This window comes from Bacillus sp. LR--39 (genome assembly GCF_053613335.1).
In genome coordinates, this window is the sequence record NZ_JBSIOT010000004.1 from 25,590 (window position 1) to 45,304 (window position 19,715).

16 protein-coding genes are annotated in these 19,715 nt (G+C 47.6%); 9 read left to right on the forward strand and 7 right to left on the reverse strand.

What is annotated here, in order from left to right; all coding sequences use genetic code 11:
• The first annotated feature begins 23 nt into the window (after nucleotides 1-23).
• Genes ACWHAR_RS17115 through ACWHAR_RS17125 form a run of 3 tightly spaced genes read left to right on the forward strand, consistent with a single transcriptional unit; the run spans nucleotide 24 to nucleotide 2,838 of the window.
• A complete protein-coding gene (locus ACWHAR_RS17115) occupies nucleotides 24-1,049 on the forward strand; it encodes a TFIIB-type zinc ribbon-containing protein (RefSeq protein WP_032872569.1) in 1,026 nt (341 codons plus the stop codon).
• Nucleotides 1,049-1,807, forward strand: coding sequence for a TPM domain-containing protein (locus tag ACWHAR_RS17120; protein ID WP_032872567.1), 759 nt, complete (start codon nucleotides 1,049-1,051; stop codon nucleotides 1,805-1,807). The genes ACWHAR_RS17115 and ACWHAR_RS17120 overlap by 1 nt, the downstream gene beginning before the upstream one ends.
• Nucleotides 1,808-1,833: 26 nt before the next feature.
• Entirely contained in the window at nucleotides 1,834-2,838 is a 1,005-nt protein-coding gene (locus ACWHAR_RS17125) for an SPFH domain-containing protein (protein ID WP_029973761.1), read from the forward strand.
• A gap of 41 nt (nucleotides 2,839-2,879) precedes the next feature.
• Here the strand turns inward: ACWHAR_RS17125 and ACWHAR_RS17130 are convergent, their stop codons facing one another.
• From ACWHAR_RS17130 to ACWHAR_RS17145, 4 genes are all read right to left on the reverse strand, one after another.
• A complete protein-coding gene (locus ACWHAR_RS17130; RefSeq protein ID WP_032872565.1) occupies nucleotides 2,880-4,811 on the reverse strand; it encodes an acyltransferase family protein in 1,932 nt (643 codons plus the stop codon).
• A 271-nt stretch (nucleotides 4,812-5,082) separates the two neighbouring features.
• Nucleotides 5,083-5,943 carry an anti-sigma-V factor RsiV gene (gene rsiV / locus ACWHAR_RS17135; RefSeq protein ID WP_007609813.1) on the reverse strand — a complete coding sequence of 287 codons (861 nt, stop codon included), beginning with the start codon at nucleotides 5,941-5,943 and terminating at the stop codon, nucleotides 5,083-5,085.
• The gene (locus ACWHAR_RS17140) at nucleotides 5,943-6,440 is read right to left on the reverse strand and encodes an RNA polymerase sigma factor (RefSeq protein ID WP_003155802.1); all 498 of its coding nucleotides are present in this window, start codon (nucleotides 6,438-6,440) and stop codon (nucleotides 5,943-5,945) included. Before ACWHAR_RS17140 ends, rsiV begins: the two co-directional genes overlap by 1 nt.
• 188 nt (nucleotides 6,441-6,628) lie before the next feature.
• Nucleotides 6,629-7,669: a 2,3-butanediol dehydrogenase gene (locus ACWHAR_RS17145; RefSeq protein ID WP_007408876.1), complete on the reverse strand. Its 1,041-nt coding sequence runs from the start codon at nucleotides 7,667-7,669 to the stop codon at nucleotides 6,629-6,631.
• 363 nt (nucleotides 7,670-8,032) lie between these two features.
• Here ACWHAR_RS17145 and ACWHAR_RS17150 point away from each other — a divergent pair, with 363 nt between their 5' ends.
• Both ACWHAR_RS17150 and ACWHAR_RS17155 read left to right on the forward strand, forming a co-directional pair.
• Complete coding sequence (locus ACWHAR_RS17150) at nucleotides 8,033-8,401, forward strand: septal ring lytic transglycosylase RlpA family protein (RefSeq protein ID WP_014417081.1); 369 nt, start codon at nucleotides 8,033-8,035, stop codon at nucleotides 8,399-8,401.
• 65 nt (nucleotides 8,402-8,466) lie between these two features.
• Entirely contained in the window at nucleotides 8,467-9,513 is a 1,047-nt protein-coding gene (locus ACWHAR_RS17155) for a TolB family protein (protein ID WP_032872563.1), read from the forward strand.
• A 286-nt stretch (nucleotides 9,514-9,799) separates the two neighbouring features.
• Here ACWHAR_RS17155 and ACWHAR_RS17160 read toward each other — a convergent pair whose 3' ends face one another.
• From ACWHAR_RS17160 to gabP, 3 genes are all read right to left on the reverse strand, one after another.
• Complete coding sequence (locus ACWHAR_RS17160) at nucleotides 9,800-10,009, reverse strand: cold-shock protein (RefSeq protein WP_007408879.1); 210 nt, start codon at nucleotides 10,007-10,009, stop codon at nucleotides 9,800-9,802.
• A gap of 204 nt (nucleotides 10,010-10,213) precedes the next feature.
• Nucleotides 10,214-11,752, reverse strand: coding sequence for an outer spore coat copper-dependent laccase CotA (gene cotA / locus ACWHAR_RS17165; RefSeq protein ID WP_032872561.1), 1,539 nt, complete (start codon nucleotides 11,750-11,752; stop codon nucleotides 10,214-10,216).
• A gap of 111 nt (nucleotides 11,753-11,863) precedes the next feature.
• Complete coding sequence (gene gabP / locus ACWHAR_RS17170) at nucleotides 11,864-13,249, reverse strand: GABA permease (protein WP_012116987.1); 1,386 nt, start codon at nucleotides 13,247-13,249, stop codon at nucleotides 11,864-11,866.
• Nucleotides 13,250-13,583: 334 nt separating this feature from the next.
• Between gabP and ACWHAR_RS17175 the strand changes: the two genes are divergently transcribed.
• The 4 genes from ACWHAR_RS17175 to guaA all read left to right on the forward strand — a co-directional run bounded on the left by ACWHAR_RS17175 (nucleotide 13,584) and on the right by guaA (nucleotide 19,661).
• The gene (locus ACWHAR_RS17175; protein WP_032872559.1) at nucleotides 13,584-14,546 is read left to right on the forward strand and encodes an AAA family ATPase; all 963 of its coding nucleotides are present in this window, start codon (nucleotides 13,584-13,586) and stop codon (nucleotides 14,544-14,546) included.
• Complete coding sequence (locus tag ACWHAR_RS17180; protein WP_032872558.1) at nucleotides 14,546-15,730, forward strand: DUF58 domain-containing protein; 1,185 nt, start codon at nucleotides 14,546-14,548, stop codon at nucleotides 15,728-15,730. The genes ACWHAR_RS17175 and ACWHAR_RS17180 overlap by 1 nt, the downstream gene beginning before the upstream one ends.
• Before the next feature lie 18 nt (nucleotides 15,731-15,748).
• A complete protein-coding gene (locus tag ACWHAR_RS17185; RefSeq protein WP_032872556.1) occupies nucleotides 15,749-17,956 on the forward strand; it encodes a DUF4129 domain-containing transglutaminase family protein in 2,208 nt (735 codons plus the stop codon).
• A 163-nt stretch (nucleotides 17,957-18,119) separates the two neighbouring features.
• Entirely contained in the window at nucleotides 18,120-19,661 is a 1,542-nt protein-coding gene (guaA, locus tag ACWHAR_RS17190) for a glutamine-hydrolyzing GMP synthase (protein ID WP_007408887.1), read from the forward strand.
• Nucleotides 19,662-19,715 lie beyond the last annotated feature (54 nt).

Below are 19,715 nucleotides of genomic sequence, written 5' to 3' on the forward strand. Positions count from 1 at the left end.
AAAGAGAAAGTGAGAGAAACAGAATGATCATTTCTTATAAATGCCCGAACTGCGGCGATGATATGGTCTTTGACAGTTCATCCGGCATGCTGACATGTCACAGCTGCGGGCGGCAGGATCAGATTGAGAGCCTGCCAAAAGAGTATATAACGACGAGATTTTCCGAAAATGAGGCGAACGAGTACCGATGTGAGAATTGCGGCGCGGTATTAATGACTGAGGCGGAAACGACGGCCACGACGTGCGGGTTTTGCGGAGGAGCCGCCGTTCTCGCCGACCGATTATCGGGAAATCTCGCGCCTTCGATGGTGATTCCTTTTACGATCAGTAAAGAAGAAGCCATGAACGCTTTTAAAAAGTGGTGCCGAAACGGCCGTCTGACACCGAAAGGATTTATGTCTGCCGATCGGGTGAAGAGCATAACGGGCATGTACGTGCCGTTTTGGATGTTTGACTTAAACAGCAAGGTTCAGGTCAATGCCGTTTGTACGAGAGTGCATCACTATGATGATGGAGAATACCGGGTGACGGAGACCGAGTATTACAACGCGTACCGCGATATCAATCTTGATTATCTCAAAATTCCGGTCGACGCTTCAGAAAAAATGAGTGATGAATTAATGGACAAATTGGAGCCTTACTCATACAGTGAGCTGAAGGAGTTTAATACGGCCTATTTAGCGGGATATATAGCGGAAAAGTACAATTATACCGATGACGATCTCTTTCCGCGGGCGAAGGATAAAATCAGCCATTATATTGATTCTTATATCAGATCCACCTTCTCCGGATATACGAAGGCTGACATTACGGATGAGCAGATTCAGACCGATAAAATCAGCAGCTTTTACGTACTGCTTCCGGTCTGGATGGTCAGCTACGACTATGAGCGGGCTGAACACATTTTTGCGATGAACGGGCAGACGGGCAAGGTTGTCGGCAAACCGCCGATCAGTGCCGGAAAAGTGGCCGCGTGGTTCGGCGGCATAACCGCCGGTGCGTTTTTAGCATTAAGACTCGTCTCACTTATGATAGGAGGCGGTTTTTGATGAAAGTATCGATGAAAAAAGCGTGTCTCTTCTGCTTCGTCCTTTTTCTGATGCTGTCTTTTGGTTTACATACATCGGCGTCTGCCGCGGAACAGAAGCATGTTTATGACAATGCTCATTTATTAACGAAGGATGAAACGAAGAAACTTGAGGAATTGGCCGGGAAGCTCGGGGCAAAGCGCCATACCGATTTTATCATTCTGACCGCAAATGGAACGGGCGGTAAGGATATCGAGCAGTACGCCGGTGATTTTTATGACAGTCATTTTAGCGGAAGCACGGCGATTTTGACCATTGATATGAAAAATCGGGAAGTATTTATCTCCGGATATAAAAAGGCGGAGACGTATTTGAATAACAGCCGGCTGAATACGATCAGAAATACGATCTCGTCAGATATTTCCGCAGGCCATTATGAAAAGGCGTTTCAGACCTACATCAAGTTGGCTTATAAAGATATGGGGAAAAGCCCGGACGACAAGTCTGACAATCTGCTGCTCACATGGTGGTTTCAGCTCATTATTGCCGCAGCCGCGGCCGGAATCGCCGTCACTGTGATGGTGTACAATTCCGGCGGCAAGGTCACCGTCACCGGCAGCACGTATATGGATCACGATACGTCTGAAGTGCTGAGCCAGCACGACACATATATCCGAACCGACGTTACAAGAGAAAAAAAGCCTGATAAAGATAATGACAATGACGGCGGAGTCACGAGGGGCGGCACGAGTTACAGCGGAAGCAAGGGTAGTTTTTAAATTATATGTAAAGGATTTGAGCATACATGGGTTTTTTCAGAAATCAGTTAGCAAATGTGGTGGAATGGGAAGAATTCAGAGACGACATGGTTTTCTATAAATGGAACAACCGTGAAATTAAAAAAGGCAGCCGTCTGATCATCCGGCCGGGACAGGATGCCATCTTTTTATACAACGGGAAAATTGAAGGGATTTTCCGTGATGACGGCGATTATGATATCGAATCAGAAATCATTCCGTTTCTATCTACACTAAAAGGGTTTAAGTTTGGCTTTAACAGCGGCATGCGGGCTGAAGTGCTGTTTGTGAATACGAAGGAGTTCACCGTGAAATGGGGCACAAAAAACGCCATCAACATTCCGGCGGCAGGTATGCCGGGCGGTATGCCGATCCGCGCAAACGGCACATTTAACTTCAAGGTCATTGACTACATCGGATTGATTGATAAGATTGCGGGTGTCAAAGACAGCTATTTAGTGGAGGACATTAAAATCCGGATTACGTCTATTCTCGATCAGCTTTTGATGAAATGGATCACCAGAGAAGGAAAAGACATGTTCAATCTGCAGTCGAATTCCTTTGAAATCGGAAAAGGGATTCAAGAAGATCTTGATATGCAGCTGATCGGAGACGGCATGTCGATTACGGGCTTCAATATTATGAGCTTTAACTATCCGCAGGAAGTTCAGGATATGATTACGAAAAATGCCTCTTACGGTATGGTGGGCGATGTGAACCGCTATCAGCAGATTTCCATGACGGACGGAATGTCATCCGGCAAAATGAACGGAAGCGGCGCCGCCTCAGACATGGCGGGCATGATGATGGGAATGAATGTGGCAAATCAAATGATGAACCAAATGAACCAAAATCAGCAGAACCAGCCGCAGCAAGATCAAAGTCAGCAGAATCAGGGGACGGCACCGGCAAACGGCTCGGAAGGAGCGGCTAAGCCGAAATTCTGTCCGAACTGCGGAACGAAAACGGAAGGCGCGAATTTTTGTCCGAATTGCGGACAGAAGCTTGCGTGACGATATACGAAAAAGAGGCCTTTTTTGGGCCTCTTTTTTTGTCATGATTTCATTGTTTGAACGATGAGGGATGTCAGCGCTTTTGATCCCTCAGGTATGAGATGGACGCCGTCCGGTGTGAAGTATTCAGGGTGCTGCAATGCTTTTGCGTGCCAATCGACAAGCGTCACATTTTTCCGTGACTCGGCCTGCCGGCGCAATGATTCGTTTACTTTGCTTTCCCACTGCCGCGGCACACGTGTGTTGACAAGATAGATATCGGCTTTTGAAAAGGAGCTGATCAGTGATTCAATTTGGCTGTTTGTGAAATAGCCGTTCGTCCCTAACTCGATGATGACCGCTTTGTCCGGCTGATTAAATGACGCATATTCCGAAGTGAGCTGGAGTGCTTGAGAGACTTGTCTTCCTACCTTTCCGTCGATGGTGACATGAGGGAGGGACTGCCGCAGGTATGACGCAATGTCCAGCATCACCGAGTCACCGATGGCCAGCACGTCTTGCTGAGGCTGTGTTTGTTTTGAATCAGCCGCTTTTTGAGATGACCGTTCCTTTTTCTCTTCGTTTTTCTTTGTATTTGATTTGTCTGCTGGTTCTTTCTTGTTTTTGTCTGACGCGGTGTCCGTTTTTTCGCCGCCGTGTTTTTTCTTGCTGTCTTCTTCTTTTGCAGGCTGATCGTGATCGGCCGTTTTGTGCGAAGAGGCGGCGGTTTCTTGCTGATCATTTTGCGCGTACGTCCATTGCGGCTGTTTTTTCTCTTCGGCTATCCCTGACAGCCCGCCCGCAAATACGAGAATGGCGGCAAGAATAAGGCCGAGCGACATTCGGCTGATGACAGAGGACGTCTTCCATTCCAGAAAGCGGTTCAGAAACACGCGGCGTAAAAATGGCCGGAAGCCCGCAGTGCGGATCGGCTGTTCAATGAAATGGTAAGACAGCTCGGCAAGAATGAAAGTGGCGCCGATTCTGACGGCGCAGTGCCAATAAACCGGATTTCCGATTTCCTGTACGGGTGTGCTCAGCACGATAACCGGGTAATGCCAAAGGTAGATTCCGTATGATCTCGTTCCGATCCAGCGAAGCGGCTTCCATGAAAGGACATGTCCCAAAAAGCTGCTCGGATGGCATAAACATGCGACAAGAACCGCTGCGGTGATGCTGATCAAAAGCATGCCGCCCTTGTACAGGAAGGGTTCATATTCATCCGTGTAAAAGACGCAAAGCAGCAGCGCGGCAAAAGCGGCAAGCTCCGTCCCGTGAAGCAGGTGTTTCATGCTGCTCGGCAGCCGTTTGGAAGATAATCGTTTCATCGGCCACACTAAAGCTAAAGCGCAGCCGATCAGCAATTCAAATGAGCGGGTATCCGTCCCGTAATAAACGCGGCTCGGATCTCCGCCGGGCACATACATCATACTCATTACGACTGCAGAACATAACGCGAGGAACATGACCGCGGCCGCAAGCCGGGCCCGTGTTTTACATATGTACATTCCCGCAAGCAGCAGGAACGGCCATATGATATAAAACTGTTCTTCAATCGCCAGCGACCAAAGGTTTTTTAATGGCGAAGGGGAGCCGAAGCTGTCGAAATAAGAAAGTTGATGAAAGATAAACCACCAATTGCTTATGTAAAAAAGTGAGGAGACCGCATCCCCGCGTACGGTATGCAGGAGCTCGCTGTTAAACAATACGACCCAAATGACCGTCGTGATAATCATGAGATAAGCCGCCGGCAGAAGCCGCCTGATCCGGCGCACCCAAAAATCACGAAAATCAAGGGTAATGGCATTGCCTTGGGCAGGCAATATAATAGATGTAATTAAATACCCCGATAAAACAAAAAAGATATCAACACCAATGAAACCGCCGTCGGCCCAGTTGAAATTCAGATGATATGCGATAACTGCGAGGACGGCAAAGGCGCGAAGTCCATCCAGTCCGGGAATATAGCGGTGATGCAGTGACTTGTCTGACATGGTATTCCTCCAATAATGTGTGCGGAAATTCTCGCTGTTTTGCGGATGGCTATGGCAGATTTCTGTACAGTCTTCCATTTGTTCCGTTAATTAGACGCATTCGGAAGGGGATTTTGTTTCAGAAAAAATGAATGAAATGCTGTGATTTTCTTAAACTTTTCAGCCCCCGTCCGGCGTCTGTTATATGAAAAGGGTCCCTTATGCATCTTGGCTGTTGCGGGACGAAAGAAAAAATCCATGATCTGCGGATATCATGGATTTTTTTCTTTCTTTATCTGATGTAGCGGTCTCCGACAAGCAGCTTGGAGATGACGGAGGTCGGTATTGTAAACTCTGTAACGCCCATATATCCGGGTGCCGCTTCGTATTCATCAAATGAAATAACAAGTTTGTGCTTATCTGTAATATAAAAATTCTGGTCGGCGCGGATGGCTTTAAAAGGCTCCGTCATATCATCATCTTCGACCCAGTATATTTTATTCGGATCTTCTTTCATCTGTTTTTTCATTTGTTCTTTAATATTTTGGCTGATGACTTTAATATAACGGTCATCTTTAAATAAACTCTTTAATGTAAGCACGGCCTCATTCTTTTTATCAATCGTGATGTAACGGCTTTGCGTATAGGATGAAGCTTGCGTTTTTTCGATATCACGGCGGATTGAGATCAAATCCGCTGTGTCAGTAACGGTTTCATAATCGCTGTAAATACTGAGGTGGCCTTTTTTGCTTTTTGAGGTCGCCTTCATAAATTCCTGATACAGCTCTTTGCTTTCTTTCATATAATGCCGGTTGATGCTGTCTTCGAGTTTATGATCGGAAAGGCCGGACAGAGCGGGCGTTTTCACATCAATGCTTGATTGGTTCTTTTCTTCCTTCATCTCCGTGAATGTGATGGCTTGGACGACTTTGCCGATGACGGGGATTTTAGACATGGCTTGTGCGGCATCCGGATTGATATTGACAACGGCGGTAAATAAGACGGCCGCAGCGACTGCCGCGGATGTCGGCCACATCACGATTCGTTTTTTCTTCGGTTTCTGCTGAAGGGCTTTTTCGACAATGCTGTCCAGTTCCTTAGGAATGGGCACACTTTTATACTCTTCTCTTAATTGTTCTAATCTCTTTTCCATTAAGAAAGATCCTCCTTTGTCAGCTGAATGCGCATGAGCTTCAGCCCCCTGTAAAGGCGTGTTTTGACGGTGTTGATGTTTTCCCCCGTGATGTCCGCGATTTCTTCTAATTTCAGGTCTTCAAAGAAACGCAGAATGATAATGGTTTTATATTGATGCGGCAGGTCATCAAGCGCTTCGTGAAGGTCCGTGTCTTTGTAGTGATCTTCCTTTCCGCGGCTTAAAAACTCAATCGTTTCATCGTCCATCACTTTCAGTTTTTTCTGTTTGCGGAGAAAATCAATGGCCGTGCGCACTAAAATTTTATAAAACCAGCTTTTGATCACATCGGGGTTTTTGACGGATTCGACCGATGTCAGCGCTTTTTGAATTGATTCCTGAACAATATCTAACGCGTCATCCTTGTTCTTTACGTAACTGTACGCAAGCCGGTAAAAGTCTTCCTTGCGCTCAGTTATGCACGTCACAAGCGACGCTTTGGCTGTTTCGTTCTTCATTGCTTCAAAGGGCTCCTTTTTTAAAAATACGTATCATAGGCTGCTGCCTAAGGATAGACGGGACAGGGTGAAAAATAGTTTGCGCAGAGGGGATCATTTTTAAAAGGAAAAGGAAGGAAAGACGAAGAGATGAAAAAAAGAGCCGGAACGGCTCTTTTTCGGATGTGTCTGATATTCAGCTGAACGGTTTAGTTCGGTTTGACTAAGATTTTCACTTGGTTTTTCTCTTTGATTAAAGCGCCGAAGCCTTCTTCAATCAGATCGTCGAGCACGATTTTTTTCGTGACGAGCTTATCTGCTGAGAAGTAGCCCTCTTTCATCAGTGCAAGAACGGAAGGGAAGATGTCACGGTATCCGATAATGCCTTTTACGGTCCGTTCTTTGATGACGATATCGTTCGGATGAATTTCCGCTCCTTTTTCCCAGATGCTGACGATAACCGTTTCACCGGCAATGTTTGTTGACTGGATCGCCTGGCGGAGAACGACAGGAACGCCTGTTACTTCATAAGAAACATCAACGCCGCCGTTTGTGCGTTTAGCGATTTCTTCAACGACATCGTCCGTTTTTGACGGATCAATGATGATAGCGCCGAGTTCTTTCGCTTTTTCCTGACGTTCCGGTGAAAGTTCAACCGCGTAAATATCTGTGGCGCCGGCCGCTTTCAGGGCTTCAATCACAAGCAGCCCGATCGGTCCGCAGCCAAAAACTGCCGCCTTGTCGCCCGCTTTCAATTTGCTTTGGCGGACGGCGTAAAGCGCTACCGCTGACGGCTCAACAAGCGCGCCCTGTTCGTAAGAAAGCTCTTCAGGAAGCTTAAACAGCAATTCTTCGTCAACGGATACATATTCAGAAAATCCGCCGCCGCCTCCGGCTAAGCCTAAGAATCCCATTTGTTCATCAAGGTTATAGGCTCCCTGGTGTCCGTGTGTGGCAAAAATCGGTTCCACGACGACACGGTCGCCGACGCTGTAATTTTTGACGCCTTCGCCCACTTCCACGACTTCTCCTGAGAATTCGTGACCCATCGTGACGGGAGCCATTTCGTTTGTTAACGGATGAGGTTTGCCGACCGGAATAAAGATCGGGCCTCCCAAATATTCATGAAGGTCGCTTCCGCAAATCCCGCACCATTTGACTTTAATTTTGACTTTACCCGGTTCTGCTTTAGGTTCATCAATGTTTTCGATTCGAATGTCTTTTTGATTGTGCCATCTTGCCGCTTTCATTGATTATCACTCCTAGTCTGATTGAAACGAGTATAGGTACATGATCAATATGAACCACGGTTAAAAGGAATAAAGTGCCTGCTTCCTAAAGCCTGATTTCTCAAAATATATCATATTATGCAACTATCAATAGGCCTTATAAAAAGTCCATATTGAATGCAGAAATACTCTATGAATATTATAACGCTAATGAATTAAATTTTGTAGTATAATTTACCATGGAATTATATAGAACAGGAAATTGTGCCGTCGTTATGTGCACGTCTCATCACGTTGTAATGAACATGTAAAGTGATTGAAATATTATAATCGTCTTCTTGGTGTATAATTTTGCCTAGAATAAAGAATCAGGAGGACGAAAGCTTGAAGAAGTTATTCTTAGCCTTATTGATTTTAGCAGGAAGCACGCTGGGAGCGATCAGTTACTCTTCTGATGCAAGTGCTAAAAAAGTGAACGGAAATATTACATGGTATAATGGAGTCGGTAAAAAAGGATCTTCCGGTAAAAAACTGGGACACTGGGATTGCGCGACAAAATTAGGATTTGACGTTCCGAGAAACGGAACGAAAATCAGAGCTTATGCGAAAGCAAAACCGAAAAAGGTTATTACCGTATACAAAAATGATGTAGGCCGTATGCCGAATGCCGTATTGGATGTCAGCCCGAAAGCGTTCAAAGCGCTCGGATATCCATTAAGCAAAGGAAGAGTATCCGGACACTACAGCTATTAAAATAGACCATCTTAAAAAGCAAGGACACTGATTCTTGCTTTTTCTGATTGACGGAGAGATTGATAATGAAGAAGAAACGATGGATCTGGATGTTGCTGGCCGCCGTTTTGGCGGCGGCGGTCATCGCGGCCGTTTTACTGATTAAAGGAAAAAGCGACGGCGGCGGGAAAGCCGTTGTCTCCGGCGGCCATGACAAGCTGCTTGTTTCCATTACAGACAAAGATCTGATGACGAAATATTACGAAGACGGCCGCGTGCTGTACGAGGAAAAGCTTTCGGCATATCCGGCGTTTGCGCTGGATGACGCCCATCAGGTGCTCTATTTTGTCGGGAATAATGACCAAAATGAGATGCGTCTGTATAAGCTTGATCTGAAGACGAAAAAGAAGACGGTGCTTTATAAAGGAACGGCAAGCGCTGACAGTCTGTTTTTATCAAAGGATCTGACGCACATTTATTTCCGTCTCGGAAAAGCGGATGAAGATATTTTCCGTCTCGCATCTTTTGATTTGAAAACGAAACGTTACGAAAATCTGTATCCCGCCGCCGATGAGAAAGACGACAGTGTGAGCAGCTTCTTTTATAACCGCAGCCAAAACGATTTTGCGCTTCTGCATTATTCCGTGAAAGAGGATTATCAAAAAACGGATGAGGCAAATGAGAAGGGGATTGACCCTGAACCGACGAATATCCGGTTTGCAGCAGGAGCGGGAGAACACCTTCAGGATCTGACAAACCTTGAACAGTTTATCAGCGACGTGGCGGTGTCACCGGACGGAAAGAACCTTGTCTTTACATCTTATACACAAAAAGGGACGGAACAAAAAGCGTCCATCCGTCTGATGAATGTCAAGTCGAAAAAAGATGAAACGATTATCTCAAACGGGAAGGACTTCACTCCGCTGATTGATGCCCAGCCTCAGTTTTCTAAAGACGGCAGCATTATTTATTTCATGGCGGAAGCAAAAGGCGCTAAGCGTCTGAAGGATGAAACGGGGCGGAATGCGAAGGTCCGGACCATTTATGCTTATCATTTGGATACGAAAAAATGCGAAAAAGTCTGGGAAAATGACAACGGCATTATCAACAGTTTTTCCGTCATCCAATCATGAAAAAAACACTCAGCGCCCGCTGGGTGTTTTTTAATGAACAAAGCTGGCTGCGGCTGAGGCGAGCCATTTGAAAAAACGGAGAATCGGAACGGCAAAATGAAGCGTTTCGATGAATGACTGGCGGCAAGGTTCATTTTCCGCCGTTTTGCCATTTCCTTCAGATCTTTCTGCTGCCGATCGTTTTTCATGTTCATTGCTCCTTTACATCATAAAAGGGCATGATAACGCAAAGGCCTCTCATGAGACATGGAGGCCTTCTCTATGTTGAGACTCGTAAAAGGGAGGTCTAACTTGATGCCGTTTGATTATTGTTTTGGAGATTTACCAACGAACGGACGCCGTCGATCATTTTACTGCCGCAAAGGGGGCAAGTCGGGGTATCACTGCCGGCAAAATTCTTTCTGCTCCAGCCGATACAGTCCTCTTTTGTGCATTCCCACGTACTGACATCTTCTTTAGGCAGCGGTTCCTGATTACGTTTGTTGTAGTAAGACATAAAGTCACTTCTTCCCTTATGAATTTTCGTGCACTCCTTCATTGTCTCATACTTTTCCCTAATCTCCTAATTCCTTTTTCTATCCAGATTTCCAATGAGGGTGCATCGTCTTCCTGTTATTACAGTATATGCAAATAAGTGTCTTCTTATTTTTTCTTTTTGGATAAATAAAAAAGCCCCTTCTCTAAAAGGGGTGATATTTGTTTACTGCTTATCCGTGACGTCCATCGGTCTCATCATGTCGTAATCTTCGTGTTCTAAAATATGACAGTGCCATACGTAGCGTCCGCTGTAAGGAGCGAAGGTCGCCGCGATTCTGATGACCTCTCCCGAGTGCGCCTGCACGGTATCTTTCCAGCCTTTTTCACTTGGAGGAGGCGGGACGGCTGGCCCTGTATACACAATGTCGCCGAATTTGTTATAACGCTCTAAGTCAAAAGGACGCCGGTCAAGGATTTGGAAGGAAACAAGATGCAGGTGTATCGGATGGGTTCCCCCCATCGGATTGATAATCGACCAGATTTCCGTTGTGCCGAGCTTCGGCGCTTCTGTCACAGGATCATGCCATCGCTTGTTATTCAGCGTCAAAACGGGCCGGCCGTATTTGTCTTGCGTATTTGTGAGTTTAAGCGTCCTGATATTGTGTATTCTCTTTGATGTTACATTAGGCATTGTTGAAAGATATTTAGGCTTCCGGCTTGTGTCTTCTCCCTTCAGCGGTTTTGTGACGCGGAATTGCATCACATTGGCGTCTGTATCCGGATCGACGTCGCCCCCGCAGCCGGTGCCGTTCGTTAAAATGATATGTTCTCCGTCAAAGGCGGAGAAATCGATGAGCACATCATACCGCTCTGCCGGGGCTAAGCTGATAGATTGTGTTTTGACAGAGCGGGGAAGCAGTCCGCCGTCAGAACCGATTTGGATAAACTTGCCGCCGTTATTGAGCGAGAGAGAAAATGTTCTTGTATTGGAGGCATTAAGGATGCGGAAACGATATGTCCGCGGTTCAACTTCCATATACGGCCACGCTTTACCATTGACGAGAATGGTATTTCCGCAAAAAAACGGGACGATGGAAGGGTCGGGCAGCGTTTCGGAAGGGGTAGCAGGTCCGCTCGGATAAGACAAGGAACCGTCGTCATTTAACGTGCGGTCCAAAATCATAAGCGGTACGTCGTACTCTCCGGAGGGAAGCTTCAGCTGCTTTTCTTTTCTCTCGCGAATGATATACATCCCGGCAAGCCCGGCGTACACATTGAGCCTCGTAATCGCCATGGCGTGATCGTGATACCATAACAGAGCCCCGCGCTGTTTGTTTGGATAATGGTATACCTCTTTCTCAAAATAAGGACCCGTTTCCTTAAAATCCTTTGTGAACCAGGCTTCCGGGTAGCCGTCGCTGTCCGGCGGGGTTGCTCCTCCGTGTAAATGGACGACGGTTTTGACATCGGGTTCCTGATGGCCGCTTTCTGAATGGTGAATGGTATGATCCACAGGCAGAAAATGCTTATCCGGAAGGTCATTCATCCATTTAATATAGACGTTCTCATCTTTGTTCACCTCGATCGTCGGGCCGGGAAATAAACCGTTATACCCCCACAGCCGGGTGGGCGGGAGATCGCGGTGCAGCTTGTGAAAGCATTCCTTCATGGTGACTTCATAATACGTGCTGCCGTCTGATTTCTTCTGCGGCTGGAGTGTTTCGATAATCGGCAGTTCATCTGCAAATTTTTCTAGTGCCATTTTTCATCCTGTCCTTATCAATTATTGAAATCCTGTACTACAGTTAATGCTGCCTTGAACAGGTTGGTTAAAAAAACACCCGCCCTTTTTTGAGGGGGGGGGTGTTTGCGGTTATTGCGCAACCCGGCTTTCGGAAGCGCTCTCTTTCGGTTTTTGTTTTTTGCGGAATACATATGAGGCAAGTACCAGCAGAGTAATAAATCCTGTCAGCAGAAATTCAGACCGCATTGAACTGATAAACAGCATAGATAACAAGATGGCGCAAATGGCGATGATCGTCAGGTAGGTTAAGTACGGATAGAACCACATTTTGATTTTAAGAGATTCAGGGTTTGTCCGTTCGATTTTCTTTCTCATTCTCAGATGTGAGACGGCGATAACGAGATAAACGAGCAGTGCGATCGCCCCTGATGAATTGACCAGGAACAAAAATACGGAGTCGGGAGAAAAGTAGTTCATAACAACGGCAATATAGGAGAAAAAGGTGCCGGCGATAATGGCTTGAACCGGTACGCCTCTTTTACTCAGTTTCATAAAACGCCGCGGCGCTTCATTTCGCTCTGCCAGTGAATACAGCATCCGTGACGTCGTATAAAGCCCGGAGTTCAGGCAGGACAGAACGGCTGTCAGGACGATGAAATTCATGATTTGAGCGGCTGCGGGAACCCCGATATGGCTCAAAACGGCAACGAAGGGGCTTTCCAAAATATTGGCTGAATCCCACGGCAGCAGTGTGACCACAACCGCAATGGAACCGACGTAAAAAATAATGATCCGCCAAACGACTGAGCGGGTCGCCTTTGTGACGGATTCGACCGGATTTGACGTTTCTCCCGCTGCGATTGCGACGATTTCAGATCCCATGAAAGAAAAAATGACAACGACGATGCCGAGCAGAACGGAACTTGGACCTTTAGGGAAAAATCCGCCGCTGCCCGCCAGATTTTCCAGCCCGACCGGTTTGCTGCCGGGGACGATTCCGAAAATGAACGCAAATCCCGCGATTAAGAAGACAACGATCGTCGCTACCTTCACTAAGGAAAGCCAGTATTCAAATTCGCCGAACGATTTAACTGAATAAATATTCGTCAGTGTTAACAGCACGGTCAGAAGCAGACTCGTCAGCCATAACGGAATGCCCGGGAACCAGTACTGTATGATTCCGGCGCCTGCAATGGCTTCAATGGCAATGACGATGACCCAGAAAAACCAATACAGCCATCCGATCGTAAAACCGGCCCAAGGACCGATGGCGTCATGCGCGTACTGTGAAAACGAACCGCTTGTCGGGTTGACGGAGGACATTTCCCCCAGCATTCTCATAATAAAAATAACTAATAGTCCTGCTAATGCGTAGGAGACAATCGCTCCGGGTCCGGTGGAATGAATGACGGATCCGCTTCCGACAAATAATCCGGCGCCGATCACGCCGGCAATTGAAATCATAGTCATATGCCGGGTTTTTAATCCCTTTGATAAAGAGTTAGGCTGATTCATTCTTTGCCTCCTTTTGGTTTGTTTATGCTGAATATTCCGACAAGTATTATTCTATCATAAATGCCACAGGCAGTTGAAAATGATGTAAGAAAATATGACATTTTTTCTCGTCCGTACAGCAGAAGGTGCCGGGATGAAAGAGGAACATGCCATTGACCATTCACACGTTCATATGGAGCCTCTCCAGCTGAAATAAAGCTTCCTTTCTAAAGGGAGCTTTTTCCTTTTTCAGACTGGAAACAATTCGCTGGAAACGTTTTTTTATACTGTTTATATTTTGTGGTAAAGTTAGGTTACGATAATTGAAATTTGAGAGATGACTAGGAGGAGAAGAATGGCTTATAAAGAAGAGCTGCATCCGCTGCTGGAGAAAGCCGTTGAGCATATTGAAAACATCATCATAGGAAAACGGGATATCGCCATACTCAGTCTGGCCGCCATTCTCGCAAAAGGGCATGTGCTGCTGGAAGACGTGCCGGGAGTCGGAAAAACGATGATGGTCCGCGCTTTGGCCAAACTGATCGGAGCTGACTTTAAGAGGATTCAGTTCACGCCGGATCTTCTGCCGTCAGATGTGACGGGTGTCTCTATTTATAATACGAAAACGATGGAATTTGAATACCGCCCTGGACCGATCATGGGGAATATCGTGCTGGCTGATGAAATTAACAGAACCTCTCCGAAAACGCAGTCTTCTCTGCTTGAGGCAATGGAGGAAGGGAATGTCACCATTGACGGAAAGACAATGCGGCTGGCTGAGCCGTTTTTCGTCATGGCCACACAAAACCCGGTTGAATATGAAGGAACGTATCCGCTTCCCGAAGCCCAGCTTGACCGGTTTTTATTTAAGCTGCGCATGGGCTACCCGACTGCCGAGGAGGAGCTTCGGGTTCTGTCTTTGCAGGAAGGGCGCAATCCGCTTGAAACAATCGAGCCCGTCATTTCTAAAGAACAGTTTATCAGCCTTCAGCAAAAACTGGAGCAGGTGCGGGTGGATGATGGAATAAAAGCGTATATCGTCGACATTACTCAGCATACCCGCCGGCATCCGTCCGTACATCTGGGCGTAAGTCCGCGCGGTTCAATCTCATTAATGAAAGCCGCGCAGGCGTACGCGCTGCTTCATGACCGCGATTACGTCATTCCTGATGACGTCCAGTATTTGGCTCCGTATACGCTGCCGCACAGAATGATCTTGACCGCCGAGGCGAAATTTAACGATGTGACACCGGAAGCGGTTATAGAAGACATCATGCAAACGGAAAAAGTCCCCGTCCAAAGGATGTCGGTCCGCTAATGAGAAAGAAGATGCATTGGCTTCTATATGGATGGAAGCTGCTTATGTTGGCCGTACTGACGGCGGCTGTCTTTTCTTATGCCATGTTTCAGGGCGGATTTGTGAGCTGGTTTTTATTTTATGCGTTTTTGCCGTTTACCGTTTACGCCGGGCTGGTCGCTGTGTACCCGCTGCGGGCGTTTCAGGTGACGCGTGACGTGTCCTCCGCCCAGTTAACCTCAGGCGACAGGCTGTCTGTCACCATCAGGCTGGCGAGGCGCCTGCCGTTTCCGCTGACATATATGGTCATTGAAGATGTGATGCCGGAAACGCTTGGCGAGAGGCGCAGTGCGAAACAGCTTGTGTTTCCGTGGTTTCAAAGGAAGCTGACGTTACAATATGAGCTGCCGCAGGTGCCGCGCGGAGAGCATCATTTACATACGATAAGAGTGCGGACGGGAGATGTTCTCGGGCTTTTGGACAAGACGGCGTCGTTTTCCGTTACGGATACGGTTCTGGTTTTCCCGGCGTACGGGTCTGTTCACTATAAGCCGCAGGCTGCCTCCGGGGAAGAGGGTGCGGCTGCCGGCGCTCCGTTTCAGGTACACCGCTCCGCAATGGCTGCGAGCGTCAGAAATTATCAGCCGGGCGACCGGTTTTCCGCACTTGACTGGAAAACATCGGCGCGGCGAAATGAGCTGATGACGAAGGAATTTGACCCGCTGCAGAGTGTGAATATGATTCTCCTTTTGGACTGCAGGCCGTCCCCATCGTTTGAAGCCGCGGTATCCGCTTCGGCATCCCTGCTTTACACGGCGCTTGTGAAGGGCTCTCCCGCAGGATTTATCTCATTGGGGAGAGACCGGACTGTATTTCCCGTCCGGGAGGGAGACCGGCATTTCAGAAAGATGCTGCGTTACCTGGCATCAGCTTCAGAATCGGAAGAAGCCGATGCAGGCGGGCGTTTAGGAAAAGAGCTGGCGGATCCGCGTGTCCGCAAAGCTTCCATTGCCGTCGTGACGGGCAGTCTTACAGAAGACCTTCTCAAACAGGCTGAGCCCGGCCGTGCTGACATGACGGTGTTTTTGGCGAAAGAAACGAATGCCGCGCTTTCGGAGAAAGAACGGAAACTCGCTCTCATCTTCGCTCAAAAAAATATTAAGGTGCAAATGATCAGGGACAAACGGGTGTCCCATGTTGTTTAGAAAGAGAGGTGGCGCGCCATGCCGCATGACGAGAACCAGGGAAGCAGGCTGAGTCTGCTGCTGTTTTATTTTCTCGCTTTTTTATTGTTATGGGAATGGCTCAGGCCGCTGCACAATTTTACGGATACAAAACATACCGGTTTTTTCATCGTTTTTATCGGTTTGGCATTTCTGCTGTCATTCTTCCGGATGAGGTGGTACGTCACCGTGCCGTCCTGCATTCTGTTTACGTTGATCAGTATTCACATCCTGTTTTATAAAGGTTCGGTTTTTCAGCCGGAATGGCTCGTTTCTTTTTTGCGGGACGTGATGCAAAATGCCCGCCACATCGGGTCCGGAAGATGGAATGACATGAACCCGTCATTCCGCACGTTGCTGTTTTTTGTGCTTTTATGGCTGCTCGTGTATTTGCTGCATTACTGGGTGATCTATCAGCGGAAAATATTATTCTTTTTTATCATGACGGTAGCGTATATCACCGTGCTTGATACGTTTACTCCCTATGATGCCGCGTACGCCGTCATCCGGATCGTCTTTATCGGCTTTTTGATGATGGGGCTTTTGTATATGGAGCGCATCCGGCTTACGGAACATATAGCGTTTAAAAAAAGATTGATACTCAAATGGTTTCTGCCGCTGATGCTGTTTATCTGCGCTTCCGTCGTGTTCGGTCTGGCTGCTCCGAAATCAGACCCGAACTGGCCGGACCCCGTGCCGTTTCTTAAAAAAATAACAAACCACAAAGAAGTGCCCGCCGCCGAAAGCAAAATCGGCTACGGCAATCATGATGAAACATTGGGCGGTCCTTTTCAGCAGGATGATACGCCGGTTTTTACATGGAAAGGAAAAGAACGGGCGTACTTCCGGGTGGAAACGAAGGATACATACACGGGGAAAGGCTGGGTGGAGACCGATCAGGGCATGTCTTATAAACTGAACGGCGGCAACGTGGAAGATATATGGTTTGACCGGAGTGTGCAGACGAGACGGTATACGGCACAGGTGTCCATTGATGAGAATTATCTCTATAATCACGTCATGTATCCGATCGGCGTCTCCAATATTAAACCGAAGCACTCGATTCAGCTTGAAATGAACGGAAACACCGAGCAAATTACGCCGGTCAGTGAACAAGTGGGCAACATCCGCAATATGGGAAGGTACACGGTGACCTTTCAGGCGCCCGTCTTTAAGCTGAATGATCTCAGAAAAGTGAAAGTGAAACGATACCGTGAGCAGAATCAATTCAATGACCGGTATTTACAGGTCCCCGACAGCCTTCCGAAAAGAGTGAGACAGCTTGCGGACAGACTGACGCGGGATCATCATAATATGTTCGATAAAGCGAAGGCGATCGAGGATTATCTCGGATCTTCCGCATTTTCGTATAATACACAGGATGTCGCGGTTCCGGAGCACAATCAGGATTATGTCGATCAATTTCTGTTTGAAACGAAAAGAGGATATTGTGATAACTTTTCATCGGCAATGGCGGTGCTGCTCCGCTCCGCGGGAATTCCCGCCCGTTGGGTGAAGGGCTATACATCCGGCGAATATAAAGGGGCAGGCGACCATAACGGCCACATTTATGAAGTCACAAACAACAACGCCCATTCGTGGGTAGAAGTGTATTTTCCCGATCAGGGCTGGGTGACGTTTGAGCCGACAAAAGGCTTCACCAATCCGACGGAGTTTACGTCAGAGCAAAATCATACCGCGGCAAAAGACAGCGGAGGCTCAGCGGGGAATTCGGATGCACCGTCTGACAAGCAGCGTCAGGAAACAAAGCCGGAAAAAGAAGAAACACCGAAAAAGCGGGATCACAGCGCGGTACCGCATCCTGTGATCCGCAACAAAACCGCGGCACACCTGTGGCCGTATGCAGCCATCGCCATCGTGATTTCAGCCGCGGCGGCACTCGTCTGGCTGTTCCGGGCGCGCTGGATTCCGCACGTTACAGCAGCCAGATTGAAGCGGCGCACGGATGAAGACGTCTTTTTCGACGCATATGCCGCGCTGCTCCGCCAGCTGAAACGAAAAGGTTTCAGCAGGGGAGACGGAGAAACACTGCGCGATTTTGCTGCGAGGATTGACGAGGCGCACCATACAAACGACATGTCCGAGCTGACGTTGCGCTATGAGCGGGCCTTATACCGCAGGGATAATGCCGCAAAGCTTTGGAATGAATCAGGACAGTTGTGGGAAAATATAATTAAAACAAGATAGTCTTGACCGCATATCGTCCTGTTGTTAGAATAAATGAATGTTAAATGGGAGCCCGGGAGCGTTAAAAAGCCGGGCTTCCGTACAAGTCTTGCGCGACAGAGGGCTGAACGTTTGTCCTCCGTTTTTTCTGTGTCAAAAACTTAGAGGAGATTAGGTGACAACCATGACGAAGTTAGTGAATGAAATGATTCTTGTTCTTGATTTCGGCAGTCAGTATAACCAGCTGATTACCCGCCGGATCCGTGAATTTGGCGTATATAGCGAGCTGCACCCCCATACGTTGACAGCTGAGGAAATCAAAGAAATGAATCCAAAAGGAATTATCCTTTCAGGCGGACCGAACAGTGTATATGATGAAGGATCTTTCCGCTGTGATGAAAAAATCTTTGAACTCGATATTCCTGTATTGGGCATCTGCTACGGCATGCAGCTGATGACTCATTACCTCGGAGGGAAAGTCGAGGCGGCAAGCCAGCGCGAATACGGAAAAGCGAACATTCAGATTCAAGGAACTCCTGACTTGTTCAAGGATCTTCCGGAAGAACAGGTTGTGTGGATGAGCCACGGCGATTTGGTTGTAGAAGTTCCTGAAGGCTTCACTGTTGACGCAACAAGCCATCACTGCCCGAATTCAGCGATGAGCAAAGCGGACAAGAATTGGTATGGCGTTCAGTTCCACCCGGAAGTGCGCCACTCTGAATACGGCAATGATCTTCTGAAAAACTTTGTATTCGGCGTTTGCGATTGTGAAGGCAAATGGTCAATGGAAAACTTTATCGAAATCGAAATGCAAAAAATCCGTGAAACAGTCGGAGACAAACAGGTTCTTTGCGCGCTAAGCGGCGGTGTTGATTCCTCTGTTGTGGCTGCTTTAATTCATAAAGCGATCGGCGACCAGCTGACTTGTATTTTCGTCGATCACGGCCTGCTCCGTAAAGGCGAAGCGGAAGGCGTCATGAAAACGTTCAGCGAAGGCTTTAATATGAATGTCATTAAAGTTGATGCGAAAGACAGATTCTTAAACAAGCTGAAAGGTGTTTCTGATCCTGAGCAAAAACGCAAAATCATCGGCAACGAATTCATTTACGTGTTTGATGATGAAGCGGACAAGCTGAAAGGCATCGATTACCTTGCGCAAGGAACGCTTTACACGGATATTATCGAGAGCGGTACTGCAACGGCGCAAACGATCAAATCGCATCACAATGTCGGCGGACTTCCTGAAGATATGCAGTTTGAACTGATAGAGCCGCTGAACACCCTTTTCAAAGACGAAGTGCGCGCGCTTGGCACGGAGCTCGGCCTTCCGGATGATATCGTATGGCGTCAGCCGTTCCCTGGCCCTGGCCTTGGCATCCGCGTACTCGGTGAAGTAACGGAAGAAAAACTTGAGATCGTTCGTGAATCAGACGCGATTCTGCGTGAAGAAGTGGCGAACCACGGCCTAGAGCGCGACATCTGGCAGTACTTCACGGTTCTTCCTGACATCCGCAGCGTCGGTGTCATGGGAGATGCGAGAACGTATGATTACACAATCGGTATCCGTGCCGTAACATCAATCGACGGCATGACATCTGACTGGGCGCGTATCCCTTGGGATGTGCTTGAAGTGATTTCGACACGGATCGTCAACGAAGTGAAACACATCAACCGCGTCGTGTATGACATTACGAGCAAGCCGCCTGCAACGATTGAGTGGGAATAGTCAAAAGAAGCTTAGAATCCTTGGTTTATAAGGGTTCTAAGCTCTTGTTTTTTC